The following is a 19,239-nucleotide window of genomic DNA, read 5'->3' as shown; positions in this document are numbered from 1 at the left end:
GATCTACCTCGTCGAGTTGGCTCTTGCTGCTGGGGGGGCGACTGCCCCGGCGCCCTGCGGAGGACGCCGGAGCGGAAGCGGGCGGGCTGCGCCGCGGCCTCAGTCGATGTACTTCAGGCCAGCCTTTTCCAGCGGCTCGCGCATCTTGTACATGTCCAGGCCGAGCACGCCGGAGGCCAGCTTGGCGCGCTTCTCGCCTTCGAAGGACTCGCGCTTCTCGGCGGCGTCCGCCACCTGCTGGGCGATGGCGGCGGGCACCACGACCACGCCGTCCACATCCGCGATCACCACGTCGCCCGGATTCACCAGCGCGCCGGCGCACACCACCGGGATGTTCACCGAACCCAGGGTGGCCTTGATGGTGCCCTTGGCATGGATGGCCTTGGAGAACACCGGGAAGCCCATCTTCTCCAGCTCTTCGACGTCACGCACGCCGCCGTCGATGATCAGCCCCTTGGCGCCACGGGACTGGAAGGAGGTGGCGAGCAGGTCGCCGAAGAAGCCGTCTTCGTTCTCGGTGGTGCAGGCGGCCACGGCGACGTCGCCCGGCTGCAGCTGCTCGGCGGCCACATGCATCATCCAGTTGTCGCCCGGCTGCAGCAGGATGGTGACGGCGGTGCCGCAGATCTTGGCGCCGGAATACACCGGGCGCATGTAGGGCTTCATCAGGCCGACGCGGCCCATCGCTTCGTGGATGGTGGCGACGCCGAACTTGGACAGCTTCTCCACCGCCGCCTTGTCGGCGCGGACGATGTTGCGCTTGACGATGCCGAGCTGGTTCATCGGTTGGCTCATCTTCGTTCTCTCCTTACAGGCCCTTGGCCTTGAGCGCGGCGTCCAGGCGCGGATAGACGCGGCGGGCGTTGCCCTCGTAGATCTTGTAGCGGTCTTCGGCGCTGATCGCGGCAGCCTCGATGTAGCGCTTGGTGTCGTCGTAGTAGTGGCCGGTCTCCGGGTCGATGCCGCGCACCGCGCCTATCATTTCGGAGGCGAACAGCACGTTCTCGACCGGGATCACCTTGGTCAGCAGGTCGATGCCCGGCTGGTGATAGACGCAGGTGTCGAAGAAGATGTTGTTCAGCAGGTGGTCCTTCAGCAGCGGCTTCTTCAGCTCCTGCGCCAGGCCGCGGAAACGGCCCCAGTGGTAGGGCACCGCGCCGCCGCCGTGGGGAATCACGAACTTCAGCGTCGGGAAATCCTTGAACAGGTCGGAGGTGAGGCACTGCATGAAGGCGGTGGTGTCCGCGTTCAGGTAGTGGGCGCCGGTGGTGTGGAAGCAGCTGTTGCAGCTGGTGGACACATGCACCATGGCCGGGATGTCGTACTCGACCATCTTTTCATAGATGGGGTACCACTGGCGGTCCGACAGCGGCGGGCTGGTCCAGTGGCCGCCGGAGGGGTCCGGGTTCAGGTTGATGCCGACGAAGCCGTATTCCTTGACGCACTTTTCCAGCTCGGCGACGCAGGTCTTGGGATCGACACCGGGCGACTGCGGCAGCATCGCGGCACCGATGAAGTTGTCCGGGAACAGCTGGGAGACGCGATAGCACAATTCATTGCAGATCGCCGCCCAGGTGGAGCTGGTATTGAAATCGCCGATGTGGTGGGCCATGAAGCTGGCGCGCGGCGAGAAGATGGTGAGGTCGGAACCACGCTCCTTCATCAAACGGAGCTGGTTCTTCTCGATGGTCTCGCGCAGTTCGTCGTCACTGATCTGCAGCTCGGAAACCTTGGGCGTGGCGGAAGGATCCTTCAGCCCGGCGATCTGGCGGTTGCGCCATTCTTCGAGCGCTTTCGGTGCGGTGGTGTAGTGACCATGACAGTCGATGATCATCGTTTTGTCCTTTTGTCGTCGTGCTCGTAACCGGCCTTGCGGGGCAGCCGCGCGGGCCGCCCCTCAATGCCAACTATTAGTGGGCGTGAACCTCTTCGGCAACCCGCTTGGCCGCACCCGAGGGCTCCGGATGGGCAAACTGCTTGATCAGCAGCGCCACCGCGGAAACCAGCGCCGGTACTGCCACCACCATGAAGATTTCGCTGAAGCTCAGCTGGCGGCGCGACAGCTCGGCCACCAGGAAGGAGCCGGCGATGCCGCCGAAGCGGCCGATGCCCAGCATCCAGGACACCCCGGTGGCGCGGCCCGCGGTCGGGTAGAAGGCGGCGGCCAGCGCCGGCAGCGAGGACTGGGCCGTGTTCATGATGGTGCCGGCGACGAACACCACCACCACCAGGGTGCCGACGCTGCCCACCACTTCACCGATGGAGAAGATGGCGACGGCGGTCAGCAGCCAGCCCACCGCGATGATGCGGTTGGCGTTGAAGCGGTCCATCAGCCAGCCGAAGAACACCGCGCCCACGCCACCCAGCGGGAACAGCGCGGCGATCAGGGTCGCCTGCCCGGGGGCGAGGCCAGCGTCCTTGAACAGCACCGGCATCCAGTTCATCAGCGCGTAGAAGATCACCAGGCCCATGAAGTAGGACAGCCACAGCATCACGGTGCCGACGGCGTAGGCGCGCGAGAACACCACGCCCAGGCCGCTCTTGCCGTCAGCAACCGCCTTGGTTTCGCTCATGACGAAGGCGGTGGCCGAAGACGCAGTGGCGGAGATGCGGCTCAGCACGGCGCGGATGCGCTCGGCCGGCTGCGCCTTGGCGACCATGTAGCGCACCGATTCCGGCAGCAGCACAACCAGCAGCACGACCAGCAGCAGCGGCGCGATGCCACCCAGCGTCAGCACGCTGCGCCAGCCCCACTGCGGAATCATCCACGCCGCCAGGAAGCCGCCGAAGGCCGCGCCCAGCGGGAAGCCGCAGAACATGGCGTTGGTGATCATGGCGCGGCGCTTGTCCGGGCAGTACTCGCTCATCAGCGTGACCGCGTTCGGCATGGCCGCGCCCAGGCCGAGACCGGTGACGAAGCGCAGCTCGGTGAGCATCTTCAGATCGGTGGCGAAGGACGAGGCCAGGCAGGCCAGGCCGAACACCAGCACGGAGCCGACCAGCACGCGCTTGCGGCCGAGGCGGTCTGCCAGCGGGCCGGCCGAGAGCGCGCCGGCGGCGAGGCCGAACAGCGCAGCGCTGAGTACCGGCGCCAGCTCGGGTTTGCTGACACCCCATTCCTGGATCAGCGACGGCGCGATGTAGCCGATGGCGGCGGTGTCGAAGCCGTCCAGCAGCACGATGAAGAAACACAGGCCGAAGATGGCCCACTGGAACCGGGAAAAAGGCTGCCCGTTGATAAACGCCTGCACGTCCACAGGCTGCTGCTTGCTCATTGCGTGTCTCCGATGAGCGAGTGAATGGGACGCTCTCTGGCGTTTGATAGGAGGTCGTTTCCGGATGCGCCAGCCTCGCTGGGAAGGCGCTCCGGCTCGCCGTTTGGGTGGATTAACTTGAAACGGGGCCGCTTACGGTTTCCAGACCGAGGCCGGCACCATCACCTCGCCGCGCATCAGCAGGCGCGCGGTGCGCAACAACGCCGCACGGGTGACGTTCTGCGGGTTCGCCGGATCGAGCGCGAGCTCGACCGAGAACTCGCCGGTGGGATGCTCCACCGAAACCTTCTTGGCGTCACCCTCAGGCACCACCGCGATGCCCTCGGTGACCGAGCCTTCGAGCACGCAGGCGGTAGCCACCGTCACTGCGGCGAGCACGCCGATGGCGTCGTGGCAGACGTGCGGGATGAAGCTGCGGGTGGTAAGGCTGCCACCATCGCGCGGCGCGGCGATCAGCGTCATCTTCGGGTAGTTCTTGGCACTGACGTCGCCCAGCCCCATGGCGTGGCCACAGGCCAGGCGCAGGCGCTCGATGCGGGCCTTGAGCTCGGTGTCGGCGTTCAGCTCGGCCACCGTCTCGTAGCCGGTACGGCCGACGTCGGCGGCGCGGAAGATCACCAGCGGCATGCCGTTGTCGATGCAGGTGACCTCGACGCCGTCGATCACGTCGCGCACCTTGCCGGTGGGCAGCAGGCCGGAACACACCGAGCCGGCGGTATCCAGGAAGTTGATGGTGATGGGTGCCGACGAACCGGGAACGCCGTCGATGCGGGCATCGCCCTCGTACTCCACCACGCCGCCCGGGGTCCGTACGGTGATGTCGCACTGCATGTCGGTGTTCAGCGTGAGCACGCGGAAGGTGGAGGTCTCGCCCTGCGGCTGGACCAGGCCGGTCTCCAGCGCGAAGGGCACCACCGCCGCCAGCATGTTGCCGCAGTTGGGGGTGGTATCCACCGTGTCCTTCTCCGGCTGCAACTGGGCGAAGAGGAAATCCAGATCCACGCCCGGCACCTCGCTGCGGCGGACGATGCCGACCTTGCTGGTGAGGGGGTGGGCACCGCCCAGGCCGTCGATCTGGCGGCGGTCGGGCGACCCCATCACAGCCAGCAGCACACGGTCGCGGGTGGCGATATCGGCGGGCAGGTCGGACTCCTTGAAGAAGGGTCCGCGCGAGGTGCCGCCACGCATGAACAGGGTCGGGATAGGGGTTTGCATGGGATGATTATGGGAGCCGCCAACCCGGTTCGACAGGGGCGGGCCGCTCTATCAGCTATTCCTTTTTGCGATATCATCGCTGCAGTTATTCTCTCCTTGGCAGTGCGCAGCATGGATCTGAAGCAGCTGGAATACTTCGTCCGGGTAGCGGAACTGGGCAGCTTCACCCGCGCCTCCATCGCCCTGGACATCGCCCAGCCGGCGCTGAGCCGGCAGGTGCGGCTGCTGGAGGTGGAGCTGCGCCAGAGCCTGCTGATCCGCAACGGCCGCGGCGTGACCACCACCGAGGCCGGCAAGCTGCTGCTGGAGCATGGCCGCGGCGTGCTGCACCAGATAGAGCGCGCCAAGGAGGAACTGGCGCGGGTGCGCGGCACCCTGAGCGGCCGCGTTGCCCTCGGCCTGCCGCCCAGCTTGTCCAAGGTGCTCACGGTGCCGCTGACGCGGGAGTTCCGCGCCCGCCTGCCGGAAGCCTCGCTGTCCATCACCGAAGGCCTGTCCACCACCATGCAGGAATCCCTGGTGAGCGGCCGGCTGGATATCGCGGTGCTGTACAACGCGGTGGCTTCGCCGGACGTGGACCTGATCCCGCTGCTGGAAGAAGAGCTCTTCCTCATCGAGCGCAAGAGCGGCGCCGGCCCGCAGCCGGTGATCCTGAAGGAGATCGCCGCCCGCGAACTGGTGATTCCCAGCCGGCCGCACGCGATGCGCATGCTGATCGAATCCGAGCTGGCCAACATCGGCTGCCGGCCGCGCATCGCGCTGGAGATAGACAGCGTGGCCGCCATCCTCGACCTGGTGGCGGACGGCGCCGGCAGCGCGGTGCTGACGATGAACGCGGTGACCGCCTCCGGCAACGCGAATGCCTTCGACGTCCATCCCATCGTCTCGCCCTCGGTGCGCAGCAAGCTGATGCTGGCCATCAGCTCGCGCCGGCCGGCGACGCTGACGCAGCAGGCCATGCTGGAGCTGATCGCCGAAACCGCCAGCGGCCTGGTGGCCGGCGCCACCCCGGCGGGCATCCCCGCCGCCACGGCCCCTGCGCCCCGCCGGACCGTGTCGAAGTCCTCATAAAACGCTAAAGGAATACCCCGGCCGTACCGCTAAGGGGGTATCTTTCCCCACGCAGGGCAGTCCGCCTGCACCGGCGGGCGGCTCGGCAAGGCCCTCCGGCGCAACACGCAAACGACACAACGATGCCGCCAGCAAGGCGGCCGGAGGAGACTATGACGCGCCCCACCTCGCGCGCGGCGGGCAAGAGCCTGGCCGTCCGTACCCTGCTCTACCTCGCCATCCTGCTGCAGATCGGCCTCGCCCTCGTCCTCGGCCTGCTGGGCATCAAGGGCATGTATTCCACCCTCAGCGGGCTGGATGGCGTCTATAACCAGCGGGTGATTCCGCTGCGCGACCTCAAGGTCATCTCGGACGAATACGCGGTCGCCATCGTCAATGCCACCCAGAAGGTGCGCGACGGCACGCTGACGCCGGAGGACGGCGCCGCCGCGATGGAGAAGGCGCACAAACTGATCGGCGAGAAATGGCAGGCCTTCCGCGCCGGCCAGCTCTCCCCGCGTGAGCAGGAGCTGGTGAAGACCGCCGAGCCGCTGATGGCCACCGGCGACAAACTGGTCACCGAGATGATCGAGAAGCTCAAGCTCGGCGCCCTGAGCGAGATCCACGCGGTGGCCGAGCGGGTGCTCTACCCCACCATGGATCCGATCTCGGCGGTGATCCGCGAGCTGATCGAAGCCCAGCTCGAAAGCGCCCGCCACGAGTACGAACAGGAGCAGGCCGCCTTCCAGCAGGCGGTGGTGGTGATGCTGGCGATGATCCTGCTGGCGGCCGCCATCTCCGGCATCGGCGGCTTCATCTTCGCCCGCAACTTCCTCATGCGGCCGCTGGAAGATGCCCGCCGCTTCGCCACCGACATCGCCGGCGGCAACCTCGCCACCGAGATCCGCATCCACCGCGACGACGAGATCGGCAGCTTGGCGATGGCCCTGCGCAGCATGCAGCAGGAGTTGCGCAACATGGTGCGGCTAATCCAGGACAACGCCGAGCGCATCGCCTCCGCCAGCGAGAACCTGGCCGGCAACACCGGCGCCATCTCCACCGCCAGCGCCCAGCAATCCGGCGCGGCGGAGTCCATCGCCGCCGCCATCGAGCAGATGACCACCTCCATCACCCACGTCTCCGCCTTCACCGCGGATGCGCGCAAGATCGCCACCGAGTCCGGCGACACTGCGCAGAACGGCGCCGAGGTGATACGCCGGGTGGTGGGCGACATCCAGCGTGTGGCCCAGTCGGTGGACCAGTCCGCCGAAGCCATCCGCAACCTCGGCCAGCAGTCCAAGGAGATCGCCACCGTGGTCACCGTGATCAAGGAGGTGGCGGACCAGACCAATCTGCTGGCGCTGAACGCCGCCATCGAGGCTGCCCGCGCGGGCGAACAGGGCCGCGGCTTCGCCGTCGTGGCGGACGAAGTGCGCAAGCTGGCCGAACGCACCGCCGCCTCCACCGAGGACATCGCCCGCATCGTCGGCCTGATCACCACTGGCACGGATTCCGCGGTGCGCGCGATGGACGAGCAGGTGCGCGGCGTGCAGCGCAGCGTCGCCCTGGCCGGCGAGGCCGGCGAGGCCATCGCCCGCATCAACGATTCCTCGCAGCAGGTGGTGTCTACGGTGAGCGACGTTTCCTCCGCGCTGGACGAGCAGGCCACCACCAGCACCGAGATCGCCCGCGGCATCGAGGAAATCGCCGCCATGAGCGGCCGCAACCGCGAATCCACCCAGGAGGTGGACGACGCCACCCGCGAACTGGCCGGCCTGTCCCAGCAGCTGCGGGAAACGGTGCGCCGCTTCCGTCTCTGAGCGGCGGAAAGGAAAAAGCGCCGGCGGCCTCGATGGCCGTCGGCGCTTTTTTTGGCTGTCGCTTGCGCGCGAGCCGGGCTGACGCTGCCGGGGGCGGCGCCAGCTGCCTCGGCCTCAACAGCCGATGGCAGACAGATCCAGCCGGCCTTCCGCCACCGGCGGGCACCAGAAGTAGCCGCCGGTGAGCGGTCGGGTGAAGCGGTACAGCGCGTCCACCACGCCATCCTCGGCGCCGCTCATGCGGTGCAGCTGGGCCTCAAAGGCGTCGAAGGACTTGCCGAAGGCGAGAAACAGCAGGCCGGCGTTGCGGCCCTCCGCCCAGGGCATGGAGCGGCGCAGCACGAAGGCTTCCGGGTCGAAGTCCTCCTGCGCGGTGCGCTTGACGTGGGCTGACTCCGGCGCGTCTTCAAGTTCCTCGTTGTCCGAGCGGCGGCGGCCGATGGAATTGTCCTGGTCCTCGCCGCTCATGGCGTCGAAGCGGGCAAAGTCGTGCCGCCAGTGCTGGATGGCGGCGAAGCTGGCGCCGCCGGCATCGAAGGCCGCGGCCAGCGCCGCCTCGCCTTCCGGGTTCTCGGTGCCGTCCTCGTAGCCGGTCAGGTCGCGGCCTTCCTTGTAGCGGAAGGCGTCGGTGCCGCGCTCCAGCAACAGCGCCGGCGCCAGCGCCTGCTCGATGCCGCGGGCGCGCTCGAACAGCGCGCCGCGGTCATCGCCGCGCAGCCACACCCACAAGTCCCACGGCGTGGACGGCACCGCGACTTCCCCCGCGCAGCCTTCCGGGAAGACGCGCAGACCTGCCACCTCCTTGCCGAGCGCCTGCACCAGCGGCAGGCCCAGGCCCACCACCACGCCATCGTCGATCTGCAGCGCGCGCAGCGCCTGCACGGCTGTACCCAGTGCATCCGCCTGGGCGATGCGGAAGAACAGATGTCTCGCCATCGAGGGAACCGGGGCCAGGATGCCCGGTTGGAAATCGCTCATGACAACTCCAGTGAGAGTGAAGGGAGAAAGAGGCAAGGGCGCGGCAGGAGCGCGGCGGCCGGCATGGTACAGGCTGGCGCCGCGGCGCGACATGCGCAGGATCAGAGGCCATCCGCCGCCGGCGGCGCCCAGCGTTCGGAGCGCAGCGCCGCCGCCACCGCCATCGCCCGCGCCTGCTGCAGGGCAGCAGCGGCCTCCTCCGGGTCATCCTGGTCGGAGAACACGGCTGCCGCATCCACCTCGCGACAGGCGCGCAGGGCCAGCCGCAGCATCGGCGCCTTGGGATAGCGGCGGCTGGCGCGGCCGGGAAAGGCGCGGAAGTCGCACTCGCACAGGCACAGCAGGCGCTCGAAACGCTCCTCGCGCTCGAAGGCGTCCACCCGCTCCAGCAGGGCGGCAATGGAGCCGGCGCGCATTTCCGCCGCCCGGTGCACCCGCTCGCATTCCGCCAACGCCAGCAAGGCCAGGTCGCGATACTCGGCCGGCAGCCGGTTGCGCTCGCAGATGGCCTCGATGCGGGGGCGCCCGCGCTCCATGTGGCGGTAGTGCGCCGGCAGGTGTTCCCGCGGCGAATCGGACTTGCCGACGTTGAACACCAGCGCGGCAAACCGCAGCGCCGCCGGCGCTCCGCAGCGCGCCGCCTCGTCCACCACCCGCAGCAGGTGTTCGCCGATGTCCACCTCCGCCGGATCGTCCGCGCTTTGTGGCACACCGAACAGGGCGTCCACCTCGGGCAGGAACACCGCCAGCGCACCACAATCGCGCAGCACCCGCAGCATGCGCGAAGGCGCCGCAGCCAGCAGCCCGCGTTCGAACTCGGCCCACAGCGCCGCATCGCCGGCGGTGAGCAGCGCGCCGTCGGCCACGGCGTGGCGCATCAGGCCCAGGGTTTCGCCATCCATGCCCGCCCCGTCGCCCGCTGTCAGCGCCGCCAGCCGCATCAGGTTGAGGCCAGGATCGGCGGGCGGCGGCTCGGGAAGGCCACGGAGGAAGTCAGCGCACATGAAGGGAACCGGAAGCTTGAATCCCCGAGGGCGAGCAAGATGCGCGCCATTGTCTTCAGCACCGGGTTATCCCCGGCCCCCGCCGCCCTGCCCATTTTTCGCCGACGGCGCTTCAGCCCGGCGCCTGTCACAGGCGCTGTCCGGCCTCCGCCAGAGCCGCTGCGACCCGCTCCACGGTCTCGCCCCATCCACCCCACTCTCTCTGCCGGAAGAGTCGCGTGGACGGGTACCAGGGGGTGTCGTCCCGATTCAGCAGCCAGCGCCAGTCGGGCAGGAAGGGAAGCAGCACCCAGGCGGGACGGCCCAGGGCACCGGCGAGGTGTACCGGTGAGCTGTCGATGGAGATCAGCAGGTCCACCTCGCACAGGATGGCGGCGGTGTCCTCGAAATCGCGGATGTCGGCGCTCAGGCTCACCACCGGCATGCCGGGCGGCGGCGTCAGCGCCTGGGCTTCGGCCGGCCCCTTCTGGATGGAGAACAGGCTGACGCCGGCTTGCGCCAGCGGTTTGAGCATCTCCAGCGTCATCGACCGGTTGCCGTCGTTGGGGTGCGAGGGGCGGCCGGCCCAGAGGAAGGCGACCTTCATCCCCGGGTAGGGCGCGAGCCGCTCCCGCCACAGTGCGCGCCGTTCGGGCAGCGCCTGCAAGTAGGGTACGGGCTCGCCGGGCAGATCGGCCAGCTTGAGCCCCATGATCATCGGCAGGCTCATCAGCTCGCAGTGGAAGTCGAAGGCCGGCGGCAGGTCGCCGCGCAGGGTGATCGCGTCATGCCCCTGCATGCGGCTGGCCAGGCCGGCGGTTTCACGATTGACATCGAAAACGACACGCGCCTGGCTGCGTGCCTTGGCCCAGGCCACCATGCGCATGAACTGGAAGGTATCGCCGTAACCCTGTTCGTCGTGGATCAGCAGCGTCTTGCCGGGGATGGGTCTGCCGTCCCATCGCGGCTTCTGCACCTTGCGCTCGATGCGGCTGGTGTGCGGCAGGCTGTAGCGGAAGGCGTACTCCCGCCAGCCCCGTTCGAAATCGCCCAGCAGCAGCCGGGTTTCGGCCAGATCGAAGCGGACGGCGAGATCGCCGGGCATCTGGTCCGCCACCATCTGCTGTATCGGCAGTGACTCCGCCGCCCTGCCCTGTACCCGCAGGGCGTGGGCGAGCAGCAGCCACAGCGGCGCCGGCCCCGAGCCGCCGGCCAGATGCGGCTTGATCCAGGCCTCGACCTCGGCGCCACGGCCGGCTGCCAGCAAGGCGCGCAGTTGCGGCTCGACAGCGGCGAGATTGATGGGGGCAGCGTTCATCCGTGTCCAGGACCTCAAGCGATGCGGCTTGCTTCCACGGGCTTCCCCTCCACGCCTTCAACACCCAGCGCAGCCAGCAGGGGCCCGAGTTGCCGGGCATAGGGCTTCCACCGGCCTACGCTGCTGTTGAACAGGGGCTGGCGGACCTGATTGACGCTGGCGGTTCTGACCAGCCGGCGGGTCTGGTGGAAGTCCAGGCAGGCCGGGCTCCACGCCAGCCCGCAGAACGCCAGCAGGCGACGGACGCAGCCTTCCAGGTCGGCGACCAGTTCCTCGTATTCGATCTCGAAGAAGCGGTCTGCCGGCAGCACCGCCCGCCAGTGCGCCATCAGGCGCTCGTAGGCCCGGTAGAACAGGCCGAGTTCGGTCTGGTCGTAGGCGAACAATTGCTCGCGGGTAAAGAGCTTGGAATAGCAGGACAGGCAAGTGTCCACCGGGTTGCGCCGCACATGGATGATGCGGGCTCCCGGGAGGATGCGGTTGATGAAGCCAGCGTGGAAGAAGTTGGAGGGCATCTTGTCCACCATGTACGCGTGGCTGCCCGCCCTCGTGCGCAGGCTTTCCAGATAGCGCCGGCCCAGCGCGGCCTCCGTTTCCAGCGGCAGCTGGGACGCGCCGGCGGGATAGGACAGCCCGCACTGCGTCAGGTGATGGATGTCCGCCAGTTCCCCGGCACCGAACACCTGCGGATGCGACGCCAGTATCTGCTCCACCAGGGAGGTGCCCGACCTCGGCATGCCGAGCACGAACAAGGCGGCTTCGCTGCCGGCGACTTCGGCGCGCGGCCGCGCCATCGCTTCGGCGGAAAAGGCCGTCGCGATGGATGCCATCCATTGGTCGGTGGCGGCGCTGTCGTACGAGAAGGTAGCGCGCTTGCTGCGATTGGCCTCGTCCAGGTAGGCGAAGGCCCGCTCCGGTTCGCCGAGATCCATCCAGGCCTTGGCCAGGGCGAAACCGAGGGCGATGCGGTCGCTGAGCACCTGCACGCCATCCGGCGCCAGCAGCGCTTCCATTGCGGCGAGCGCGGGGTCGTCCGGCGCGGTGAAGCGGTGCAGGTCGGAGAAATTGAACCAGGCCCCCGCCGCACGCGGAAAACGCGCGAGCAACGCGTCGAAAGCCTGTTCCGCCTTATCCCGCTCGCCCAATTCCATCAGCAGGCTGGCACGGTTGAGCAGCGCCTTTTCCGGCGCGAAACCCAGGGCTAACGCCGAGCGCTCGAAAGCGGCCAGAGCCTCGGCAGTGTTGCCACGGGCCTGCAGCACTTCTCCCAGGGCGTTCTGGGCCTCGCCGTTGTCCGGCAGGCTGGCGACCGCCCTGCGGACTTCCACCAACGCCTCGTCCAGCCGATGCAGATAGCTCAAGGCTTTCGCCTTTACCACCATGGCGCCGACATGCAGCGGAGCAAAATTCGCCAAGGCGTCTGCCCAGCGCAGCGCTTGCTCGTAGCGGCCGGCGGCCAGCTCCGCGGCACCCGCGTTGATGTAAGCGTCGGCCAGCCGGGGGTTGATGTCGATGGCACGACGGGCATCGGCCAGGGCTTCGTCCAGTACCCCCAGTTCGGTCAGCAGGTTGGCCCGGTTGCTGAAGGCTTCAGCATAGGCCGGCGCCAGGGCCAGCGCCGCCTCATAACAACGGCGGGCCTCCGCCAGCCTGCCCATGCGCTTGAGGGTGTTGCCAAGGTTGTTGTGGGCTTCGGGCGAGCCCGGTTGCAGGGCGGCCACCCGCTGCAGGCAATGCAGGCTTTCCTCCAGCTTGCCGGCCTCCTGCAGGATGATGCCGAGGTTGTTCCACCCCGCCACCAGTGTGTTTTCCAGCGTCACGGCACGCCGCGCCGCCCGCTCCGCTTCTTCGAGCAAACCTTTCTGCCGGCACATCTCGGCCAGATTGCTGAGGAAGGCGGCCGGCACCCGGGGCGCGAGGCAGGCCTTGCGCAAGTGGTCGATGGCGAGGTCGAGATTGCCGTAGGCATGCGCCATCAAGCCCATCAGGTGCAGGGCGTCGGACTGCCCGGGCCACAATGCCAGCACATGCTGGCAGAGCCGCTCCGCCTGGTCGGCATGGCCTGCGTTCCAGTGCGCCTGGGCCTGCCCCAGCGCCTGTTCCACGGTTATCTGCTGGGGTTGCTGAGGTGAGGTCATGGCTGGGCTGGGCGGAATGGGAGCGTGTGACTATAGATCACCGGACCGGCGACCGAGACAGGTCTGCCACGGGAAACACAGGCCACCTGCGTTTCCCGACAGCGCGGGACCGACAGGTGGCCAGGGGGCATCGCGAGGGCCGGGCTGCCCGCGCCGAGCCGGGCATCACCGCGGCCGCGGCTCGCCCGGCATGCGGGGAAGAGGCGGGATCAGAAATCCCAGCTGGCGCGCAGTACCCCGGTGTGAGCCTGGTAGGCATGGCGGAAGTCGCCGTTGTACTCCAGACGCAGCTTGACGCCGTTCTTCTTGTCCAGCGTCGCGCCCACCCCCACGGTGACGCCATCCGCACTCAGCCTGGTGGAGGATGAAGTGAAAGCGACGCCACCCATCGCGCCACTGGTGCGAATCGCTCCGTCCTCGTACTCGTGCAGCCAGGCCACCTTCACATCGGGTGCAAGCCGGCCGGCTGCGGTATCGAAGCTGGCGGAGAGTTTCACGCCCAGCTCCTGGGTCAGCACGTCGGTGCTGAGGTGATCCACCTTCAGATTGGCAGCGCCGGCGCCGTGTTCGGTGTAGCCGTCGTTCTCCAGCCGCGCGGCCATCAGGCTGAACTGCGGTGTCAGGGTGAGGTTCTGGTTGAGCGGGAAGTCGTAGCCCACCGTGACCTGGCCGAGGTATTGCTCGCCGTCGTAGTCGGCCTTGGCCTTGACCCCGAGGAAGTCGATGCGGCGGCTCTGGTCATAGCGGTTGACGCCGATGCCGAGCTGCCCGGCGATCGACAGCCGGCCATCTGCCCAGTCCGGCAGCCACAGGCTGTAGGCGGTCACTTGGTAAGTGTCGGCCTGCGTCTTGCTGCCGGAGGAAACGCCCCTGCCGTCGAGATCGTTCCGGATCCAGCTGAAGGCCAGGCCAGCCATGAAGCTGGGGCTGGCGTACCAATCCGCGCCGATCACGAAGCCAGCACTGCTGGCGCGGTAGCCGGCCGCCTTGCGGGAGTTGTCGCGATCGGCTACGCCGCCCACCAGTTCGCCCCAGAACGCGCCCCGCTGGCCCAGCAGGCCATCGCCGGAAGATTGCCCGGTGAGACCCGCCATCTGGGCCACCGCGTTGCGGTCGCTGCCGTTCATCACGCCAGCGATCATCTCCTGATGCTGGCCGATCGCCATCGCCACCGGCTTCACCGCGGTGGAGATCAGTTGCGGCGTCAGCTGATTGGGGGCCAACTGCGCTACGCCCACCTGCTGCTCGCCCTCGGACAAGGCACCCAGCGGCGCCAGCACGTCGGACTGGAAGGCAGCGGCAGCCGGGGTGACGCCGCTACTGGAGGCGATTGCCGCAATCCTGTCCAGCGCCACGCCCATGCCAGTGGCGAAGCCGCCCTGCTGCTGGCCGATACGGGTGTACTCCGTGGTCGGAACGCCTCCCCCATCTCCCACCGTCAGCACCAACTGGGTGTTGCCGCCCACCGTGACCAGGCTGCCAGTGACCACATAGCCGCTGGCGTAGTAGGACAGGTTGCCGAGGCTCAGGCCGCTGCCCGCGGAAACGATGGTGTAGGTGCCCTCCTGCACGCTGCCGCCGCCCAATGCCTGCATGTTGACGAACCCACCGGTCAGCGACGCGTTGCCGCTGACGAGCAGGTTGCCGTAGCTGGATGACGAAACGCCGACAATCAACCCACCGGTGCTCTGGGTGTAGTTACCGGTGATGCTGATCGCCTCATTGACCATCAGCACGCCGCCGCTATTCACGACCGCGTTGGAGCCGACGTTGATGTTGCTGTTCAGCAACTGCACGCCTCCTCCAAGGAACAGCACATTCGCCGCGGTACTGCTGATGGTGCCGATGCCACCGCCGTAACCGGTCAACGTGCCCGGTGCCGAAATGGTTCCGCCAGTGATACTCAACGCATTGGTGGAGGTATTGACGATGTTGCCTGCGATCACGCCGGCATTCCGGATCGTGCCCAATTGACCGGATGAGAAGATCGCATTGACGCTGCCGGTCACCAGCCCCTGGTTATGAAGCAGCCCGATGGTGCCGTCATTCACGATACCGAGCTGCCCCTGGATCGTCCCCGAGGAATTCAACTCGGAAATACTGGAGGCCGAACCGTAGTTGTAGATGCCTATCGTGCCGCCGACGATGGAACCATCGTTGCTAATGGTACCTATGCTGCCCAGGTTCCTGACGCCTGCCCCCGTGCCGATCAAGGCGCCGGAATTGGTCAGCGTGCCCAGGGAGCCGGTGGAAGCGACATATACCGGATTGAAAGCATTCAGCGTGCCGCTGTTATCCAGCGAGGCCAGCGAGGCGCCAATGTAATTGTTGCCTCCGGTGAGGGAGAGGCTGTTTCCCGTCACCGAGCCGGCAAGCTCCAGCCCTTCCACATCCGAGGCATAGCTGAGGCCGGTAAAGGTGGAGCCGGAACCACCGCTCACCGCGAGCACGCTGCCTTGATTGACGAGGTTATTGGCGCTGGCGGAGAAACCGCCCAATTCGATCTCACCGCCAGTGATATTGGCCGCACCGGTCACCGTCAGCCCGGCGGATGAAGAATCGAGTTGCAGCGAGCCCGTCGTCTGGAGATAGGCGCCCGTCATCGTGACCTGATTGCTCAGCAGCAACTGGGCGCCGGTATTGGCAATCGTATGGCCGGTGGCAACGATATTGTCATTCAGCAGCAACGCACCATCACTGAAGACGACATTCGCGGTGGTGCTGGTGATCGTTCCCTTGTCGGCGGATCCCGTTCCGCCGCTGACGCCGGTCAAGGTACCGATAGTGCCGCCGCTTCCGCCAACGATGGTGAGCGCATTGGCGGAAGTATTGCCGATATTGCCCGCGATCAAACCCGAATTGACCACGGAGCCTATGGAGCCTGCCCCGTCATTCTGGATTGCTGTTGCGGCGCTGAGAGTGCCGCTATTGGTCAGCGTACCGATGCTGCCGGAATTGGAAATACCTATGCCACTGGAACTAACGATGAAGCCATCGTTGTCAATTGAATCGATATGGCCTTGAGCGGAATTCCATATGCCCGCCTGATCACCGGAGATCGTTCCTCCGGTGTTCTCCAGGCTGATTATCGTGGCTTCATTACCTATCCCATATAAGGGGCCGCTGATCATCCCGGAGTTGGTGACGGTCCCAATCGTAGATCCGCCGTAATTGAAAATACCCGACGAATTACTGGTTATGGTTCCGCCCGCCTGGTTCTCTATGAGGCCGATATACCCGCCATTGCTGCTGACGATACCGTTGCTTGTCAAAGAGCCGGAGCCACTCCCGGTAATCAGGCCGGCATTGATGATGGTGCCTATCGTGCCGCTGGTGGCGTCGCCAATGAAACCACTATTACTGATGCCAGCGTATTGGCCGACTATGGTTCCGCTAATCTGGTTGTGGATCAGGCCTATAGTCGCCACATTGTGGATACCGGCCGACTGTGCAGCCGATGCAGAAAGGGTCCCCGCATTGGACAGGGTGCCTATGCTGCCACCTGCGTTGAAAAGCCCCCTGTCGCTCGCACTGATCACGCCGTCATTGATCAGGGAGTCGAGGATGGATGAGCTGCTCTGAAGACCTATCGATCCACCCGAGATGGTGGAGCTCACGGCAATAGCCAAGCTGGTCAGGCCGCTGCCGACGAAAGCCGGTCCATCACATGCAACCCCGCTGGTATCGAATACCGCTGTATTGATGGTTCCGCAGGGCGCGGCCTGAGCCGGATGTTGCGCCAGGACAGCCAGGGACAGCCCCAGCAGTGAAGTCGTTACCGGCAGGTTGTTCCTCTTCAATGTCCCTCTCCTATTATGCTAGGCCCGACCGCCTGCAAGCCGAAAACCGGCCTCATTTCCGGCCGGTGCAATTGCCCACTTCGCGAGGAAGGATCCGGCCGCCAGTCATTCAGAGTATAAAAGACAAAAGCGCGCCCGGGCCATGCCGGTGGCAAGCCCGCAACATCACACAGCGGTACAGCCCCATTCCCGACGGACGCGAAAAGGGAAATCCGGTATGCCGCCCTCTGCATCAACCCGGAATGGAGCGGTATCCCTTGTCGTCGCTGGTTGCGACCCGACGCGGCATTTCCTTAAAACAGCCCAGGACTGCCGGCGCGCTCGGAAGCTGCGCCGCTACCAAACCCACGACACAACTGAATGGACATTCATGCGGAAATCGAAGCCAGATTCATCCGGAGGCTGGAAATGACAAAGGCCCTTGCGGGCCTCGATGAATTCTGGCGGAGAGGGCGGGATTCGAACCCGCGTTAGGGTATTACCCTAAACACGCTTTCCAGGCGTGCGACTTAAACCACTCATCCACCTCTCCGTGGAAGCCGCGCATTGTAGCCGCAAGTCGGGCGATATGGAAGCCCTGATTCGACGCTGCCACGAGCGCCGGCTCAGGCTTTCTTCACCGTTCCTTCCTCCTGCTCCGGCAGGTGCGGATAGCGCACGTAATCCACCAGATCCTGGATCTCCCGTGGCGGTGGCCTGGTGCACAGGCTGACCAGCACGATCACCGCAAAGCCCAGCGGCACGCCGAACACACCGGCCGAAATGGGGTTGATGTCAAACCAGGCGTTGGCCGCCGCGCCGCCGAAGAAGGGATGGGTGCGGAAAGCGTAGTAGAGGGTGATGCTCAGCCCGGCCAGCATGCCGGCCACCGCGCCGGGGCGGTTGGCACGTTTCCAGAAGATGCCCAGCACCAACGCCGGGAAGAAGGCGGCAGCGCCGATGGAGAAGGCGAAGCCGACCATGAACAGGATGTTGTCCGGCCGCAGCGAGGCCACCCAGGCGGCCACCGCCGCCACTACCAGCAGCTGCGACTTGGAGATGACCAGGCGGCGGTGGGTGGAGGCACGCGGGTTGATCACCTTGTAGTAGAGGTCGTGCGACAGCGCATTTGAGATGGTCAGCAGCAGGCCGTCGGCGGTGGATAGCGCCGCCGCCAGCCCGCCGGCGGCGACCAGGCCGGAGAACACGTAGGGCAAGCCGGCGATCTCCGGCGTGGCGAGCAGGATCACGTCGGTGTTCAGGCTCAGCTCCGCCAGCTGCAGGATGCCGTCGCCGTTGATGTCGTCGATGCGCACCAGCCCGACCTTGCCCCAAGACGCCACCCAGCTCGGCAGCACCGCCAGGCTGGAGCCGACCACATTGGTATACACCTCCCACTTGGCGAACACCGCATACGCCGGCGCGGTGACGTAGAGCAGGAAGATGAAGACGATGGACCAGAACACCGAGCGGCGCGCATCCGCCACGCCGGGCGTGGTGTAGTAGCGCGCCAGCACATGGGGTAGCGCTGCGGTGCCGACCATGAGCACGAAGACCAGCGCCAGGAAGTTGTTGCGCTTGGCGACCGACTCCTCCTCCGTTGCCCCGGGATGCGCCTCGGCATGGCGCGGTGGCGGCCTGGCGCGCTCCAGCGCCTCGCCGCGGGCGCGCTCCCAGGCCACCCTCGCCTCCTCCGGCGAGCGCGGCAGGTCTCGCAGCGCACGCTCGGTGAGGGCGATGTCGCGCGCCGGGGCGCTATCCGCGCGCAACTGGTGCAGGCGCTCGATCAGGCCGCGCCGCTCCGCATCCAGCGACTCCGGCAGCGTAGAGATCTTGGTGCCGTAATCCTCCGCCCGGTAGCGGTACATGCTGCGCACCTCCACCTCCTCCGGCGCGTCGAACAGCATCTCCTCGCGCTGGGAAAGCTGGCTCAGCACCGCGCCATAGGCCGCCTGCGGAATCGGCACGCCGGTGAGCTTGTAAGACAGGATGCCGACCGGCACCAGATAGGCGATGATCAGGATCACGTACTGCGCCACCTGGGTCCAGGTGACCGCCCGCATGCCGCCGAGGAAGGAGCACACCAGGATGCCAGCGAGGCCGACGAAGAGGCCGATCTCGAACTCGACGCTGACGAAACGGCTGGCGATCAGGCCAACGCCATAGATTTGCGCCACCAGGTAGACGAAGCTCGCCAGGATGGTGGCGCCTATGCCGACCAGCCGGGCGACGTTGCCCTCGTAGCGGGCGCCGAGGAAATCCGGAATGGTGTACTGGCCGAACTTGCGCAGGTAGGGCGCCAGCAGCAGCGCCACCAGCACGAAGCCGCCGGTCCAGCCGGTGACGAAGGCCAGGCCCTCGAAGCCGGTGAAGTACAGCGTGCCGGCGAGGCCGATGAAGGAGGCGGCGCTCATCCAGTCGGCGGCGGTCGCCATGCCGTTGAATACCGCCGGCACCCGGCGGCCGGCAACGTAGTACTCACTGACATCGCTGGTGCGGCTCATGACGCCGATGCTGGCGTAGATGGCCAACGTCACGAACAGGAAAACGTGGCCGATGGCGCGCTGCGACAGGCCGAGCTGCTCCGCCATCGCCAGCAGGCCGACGAAGAAGACGAAAGCCACGGTGTACCAGACGTAGTAGCGCCGCAGCCGGCCGGCGAAAGTCGTCGGCCCTTTCATGT

Annotated in this window: 12 protein-coding genes and 1 tRNA gene; 2 read left to right on the top strand and 11 right to left on the bottom strand. The window is 66.7% G+C overall.

All coding sequences use genetic code 11. The annotated features are described in order from the left end of the window. Positions 1-99: 99 nt before the first annotated feature. From ligK to GRF61_RS10990, 4 genes are all read right to left on the bottom strand, one after another. The gene (ligK, locus tag GRF61_RS11005) at positions 100-795 is read right to left on the bottom strand and encodes a 4-carboxy-4-hydroxy-2-oxoadipate aldolase/oxaloacetate decarboxylase (RefSeq protein ID WP_169150700.1); all 696 of its coding nucleotides are present in this window, start codon (positions 793-795) and stop codon (positions 100-102) included. A gap of 13 nt (positions 796-808) precedes the next feature. Beyond that, complete coding sequence (locus tag GRF61_RS11000; protein ID WP_169150699.1) at positions 809-1,834, bottom strand: amidohydrolase family protein; 1,026 nt, start codon at positions 1,832-1,834, stop codon at positions 809-811. 76 nt (positions 1,835-1,910) lie between these two features. Next, positions 1,911-3,275, bottom strand: coding sequence for an MFS transporter (locus tag GRF61_RS10995; RefSeq protein ID WP_169150698.1), 1,365 nt, complete (start codon positions 3,273-3,275; stop codon positions 1,911-1,913). Between the two features lie 132 nt (positions 3,276-3,407). Beyond that, positions 3,408-4,490: a 4-oxalomesaconate tautomerase gene (locus GRF61_RS10990; protein ID WP_169150697.1), complete on the bottom strand. Its 1,083-nt coding sequence runs from the start codon at positions 4,488-4,490 to the stop codon at positions 3,408-3,410. Positions 4,491-4,601: 111 nt separating this feature from the next. Between GRF61_RS10990 and GRF61_RS10985 the strand changes: the two genes are divergently transcribed. Both GRF61_RS10985 and GRF61_RS10980 read left to right on the top strand, forming a co-directional pair. Then, positions 4,602-5,561, top strand: coding sequence for a LysR substrate-binding domain-containing protein (locus GRF61_RS10985; RefSeq protein ID WP_169150696.1), 960 nt, complete (start codon positions 4,602-4,604; stop codon positions 5,559-5,561). 152 nt (positions 5,562-5,713) lie between these two features. Next, complete coding sequence (locus tag GRF61_RS10980; protein ID WP_169150695.1) at positions 5,714-7,360, top strand: methyl-accepting chemotaxis protein; 1,647 nt, start codon at positions 5,714-5,716, stop codon at positions 7,358-7,360. 114 nt (positions 7,361-7,474) lie between these two features. Here the strand turns inward: GRF61_RS10980 and GRF61_RS10975 are convergent, their stop codons facing one another. The 7 genes from GRF61_RS10975 to GRF61_RS10945 form a co-directional block, all read right to left on the bottom strand. Beyond that, positions 7,475-8,338, bottom strand: coding sequence for a Dyp-type peroxidase (locus GRF61_RS10975; protein ID WP_169150694.1), 864 nt, complete (start codon positions 8,336-8,338; stop codon positions 7,475-7,477). A gap of 101 nt (positions 8,339-8,439) precedes the next feature. Then, complete coding sequence (locus GRF61_RS10970; RefSeq protein ID WP_169150693.1) at positions 8,440-9,342, bottom strand: tRNA nucleotidyltransferase; 903 nt, start codon at positions 9,340-9,342, stop codon at positions 8,440-8,442. 127 nt (positions 9,343-9,469) lie between these two features. Then, positions 9,470-10,639 carry a glycosyl transferase family 8 gene (locus tag GRF61_RS10965; protein WP_169150692.1) on the bottom strand — a complete coding sequence of 390 codons (1,170 nt, stop codon included), beginning with the start codon at positions 10,637-10,639 and terminating at the stop codon, positions 9,470-9,472. A gap of 14 nt (positions 10,640-10,653) precedes the next feature. Further along, entirely contained in the window at positions 10,654-12,744 is a 2,091-nt protein-coding gene (locus tag GRF61_RS10960; protein WP_211165895.1) for a tetratricopeptide repeat-containing sulfotransferase family protein, read from the bottom strand. A gap of 242 nt (positions 12,745-12,986) precedes the next feature. Next, entirely contained in the window at positions 12,987-16,577 is a 3,591-nt protein-coding gene (locus GRF61_RS24555) for an autotransporter outer membrane beta-barrel domain-containing protein (RefSeq protein ID WP_211165894.1), read from the bottom strand. A gap of 441 nt (positions 16,578-17,018) precedes the next feature. Further along, a tRNA-Ser gene (locus tag GRF61_RS10950) sits at positions 17,019-17,109 on the bottom strand. A 73-nt stretch (positions 17,110-17,182) separates the two neighbouring features. Next, on the bottom strand, positions 17,183-19,237 hold the full coding sequence (locus GRF61_RS10945; protein ID WP_169150690.1) for a sodium:solute symporter family protein: 2,055 nt from the start codon (positions 19,235-19,237) through the stop codon (positions 17,183-17,185). Positions 19,238-19,239: the final 2 nt, after the last annotated feature.

It is taken from the genome of Azoarcus sp. TTM-91 (genome assembly GCF_012911025.1).
Lineage (GTDB): Bacteria > Pseudomonadota > Gammaproteobacteria > Burkholderiales > Rhodocyclaceae > Azoarcus.
This window is presented reverse-complemented; position numbering and strand designations above follow the sequence as displayed.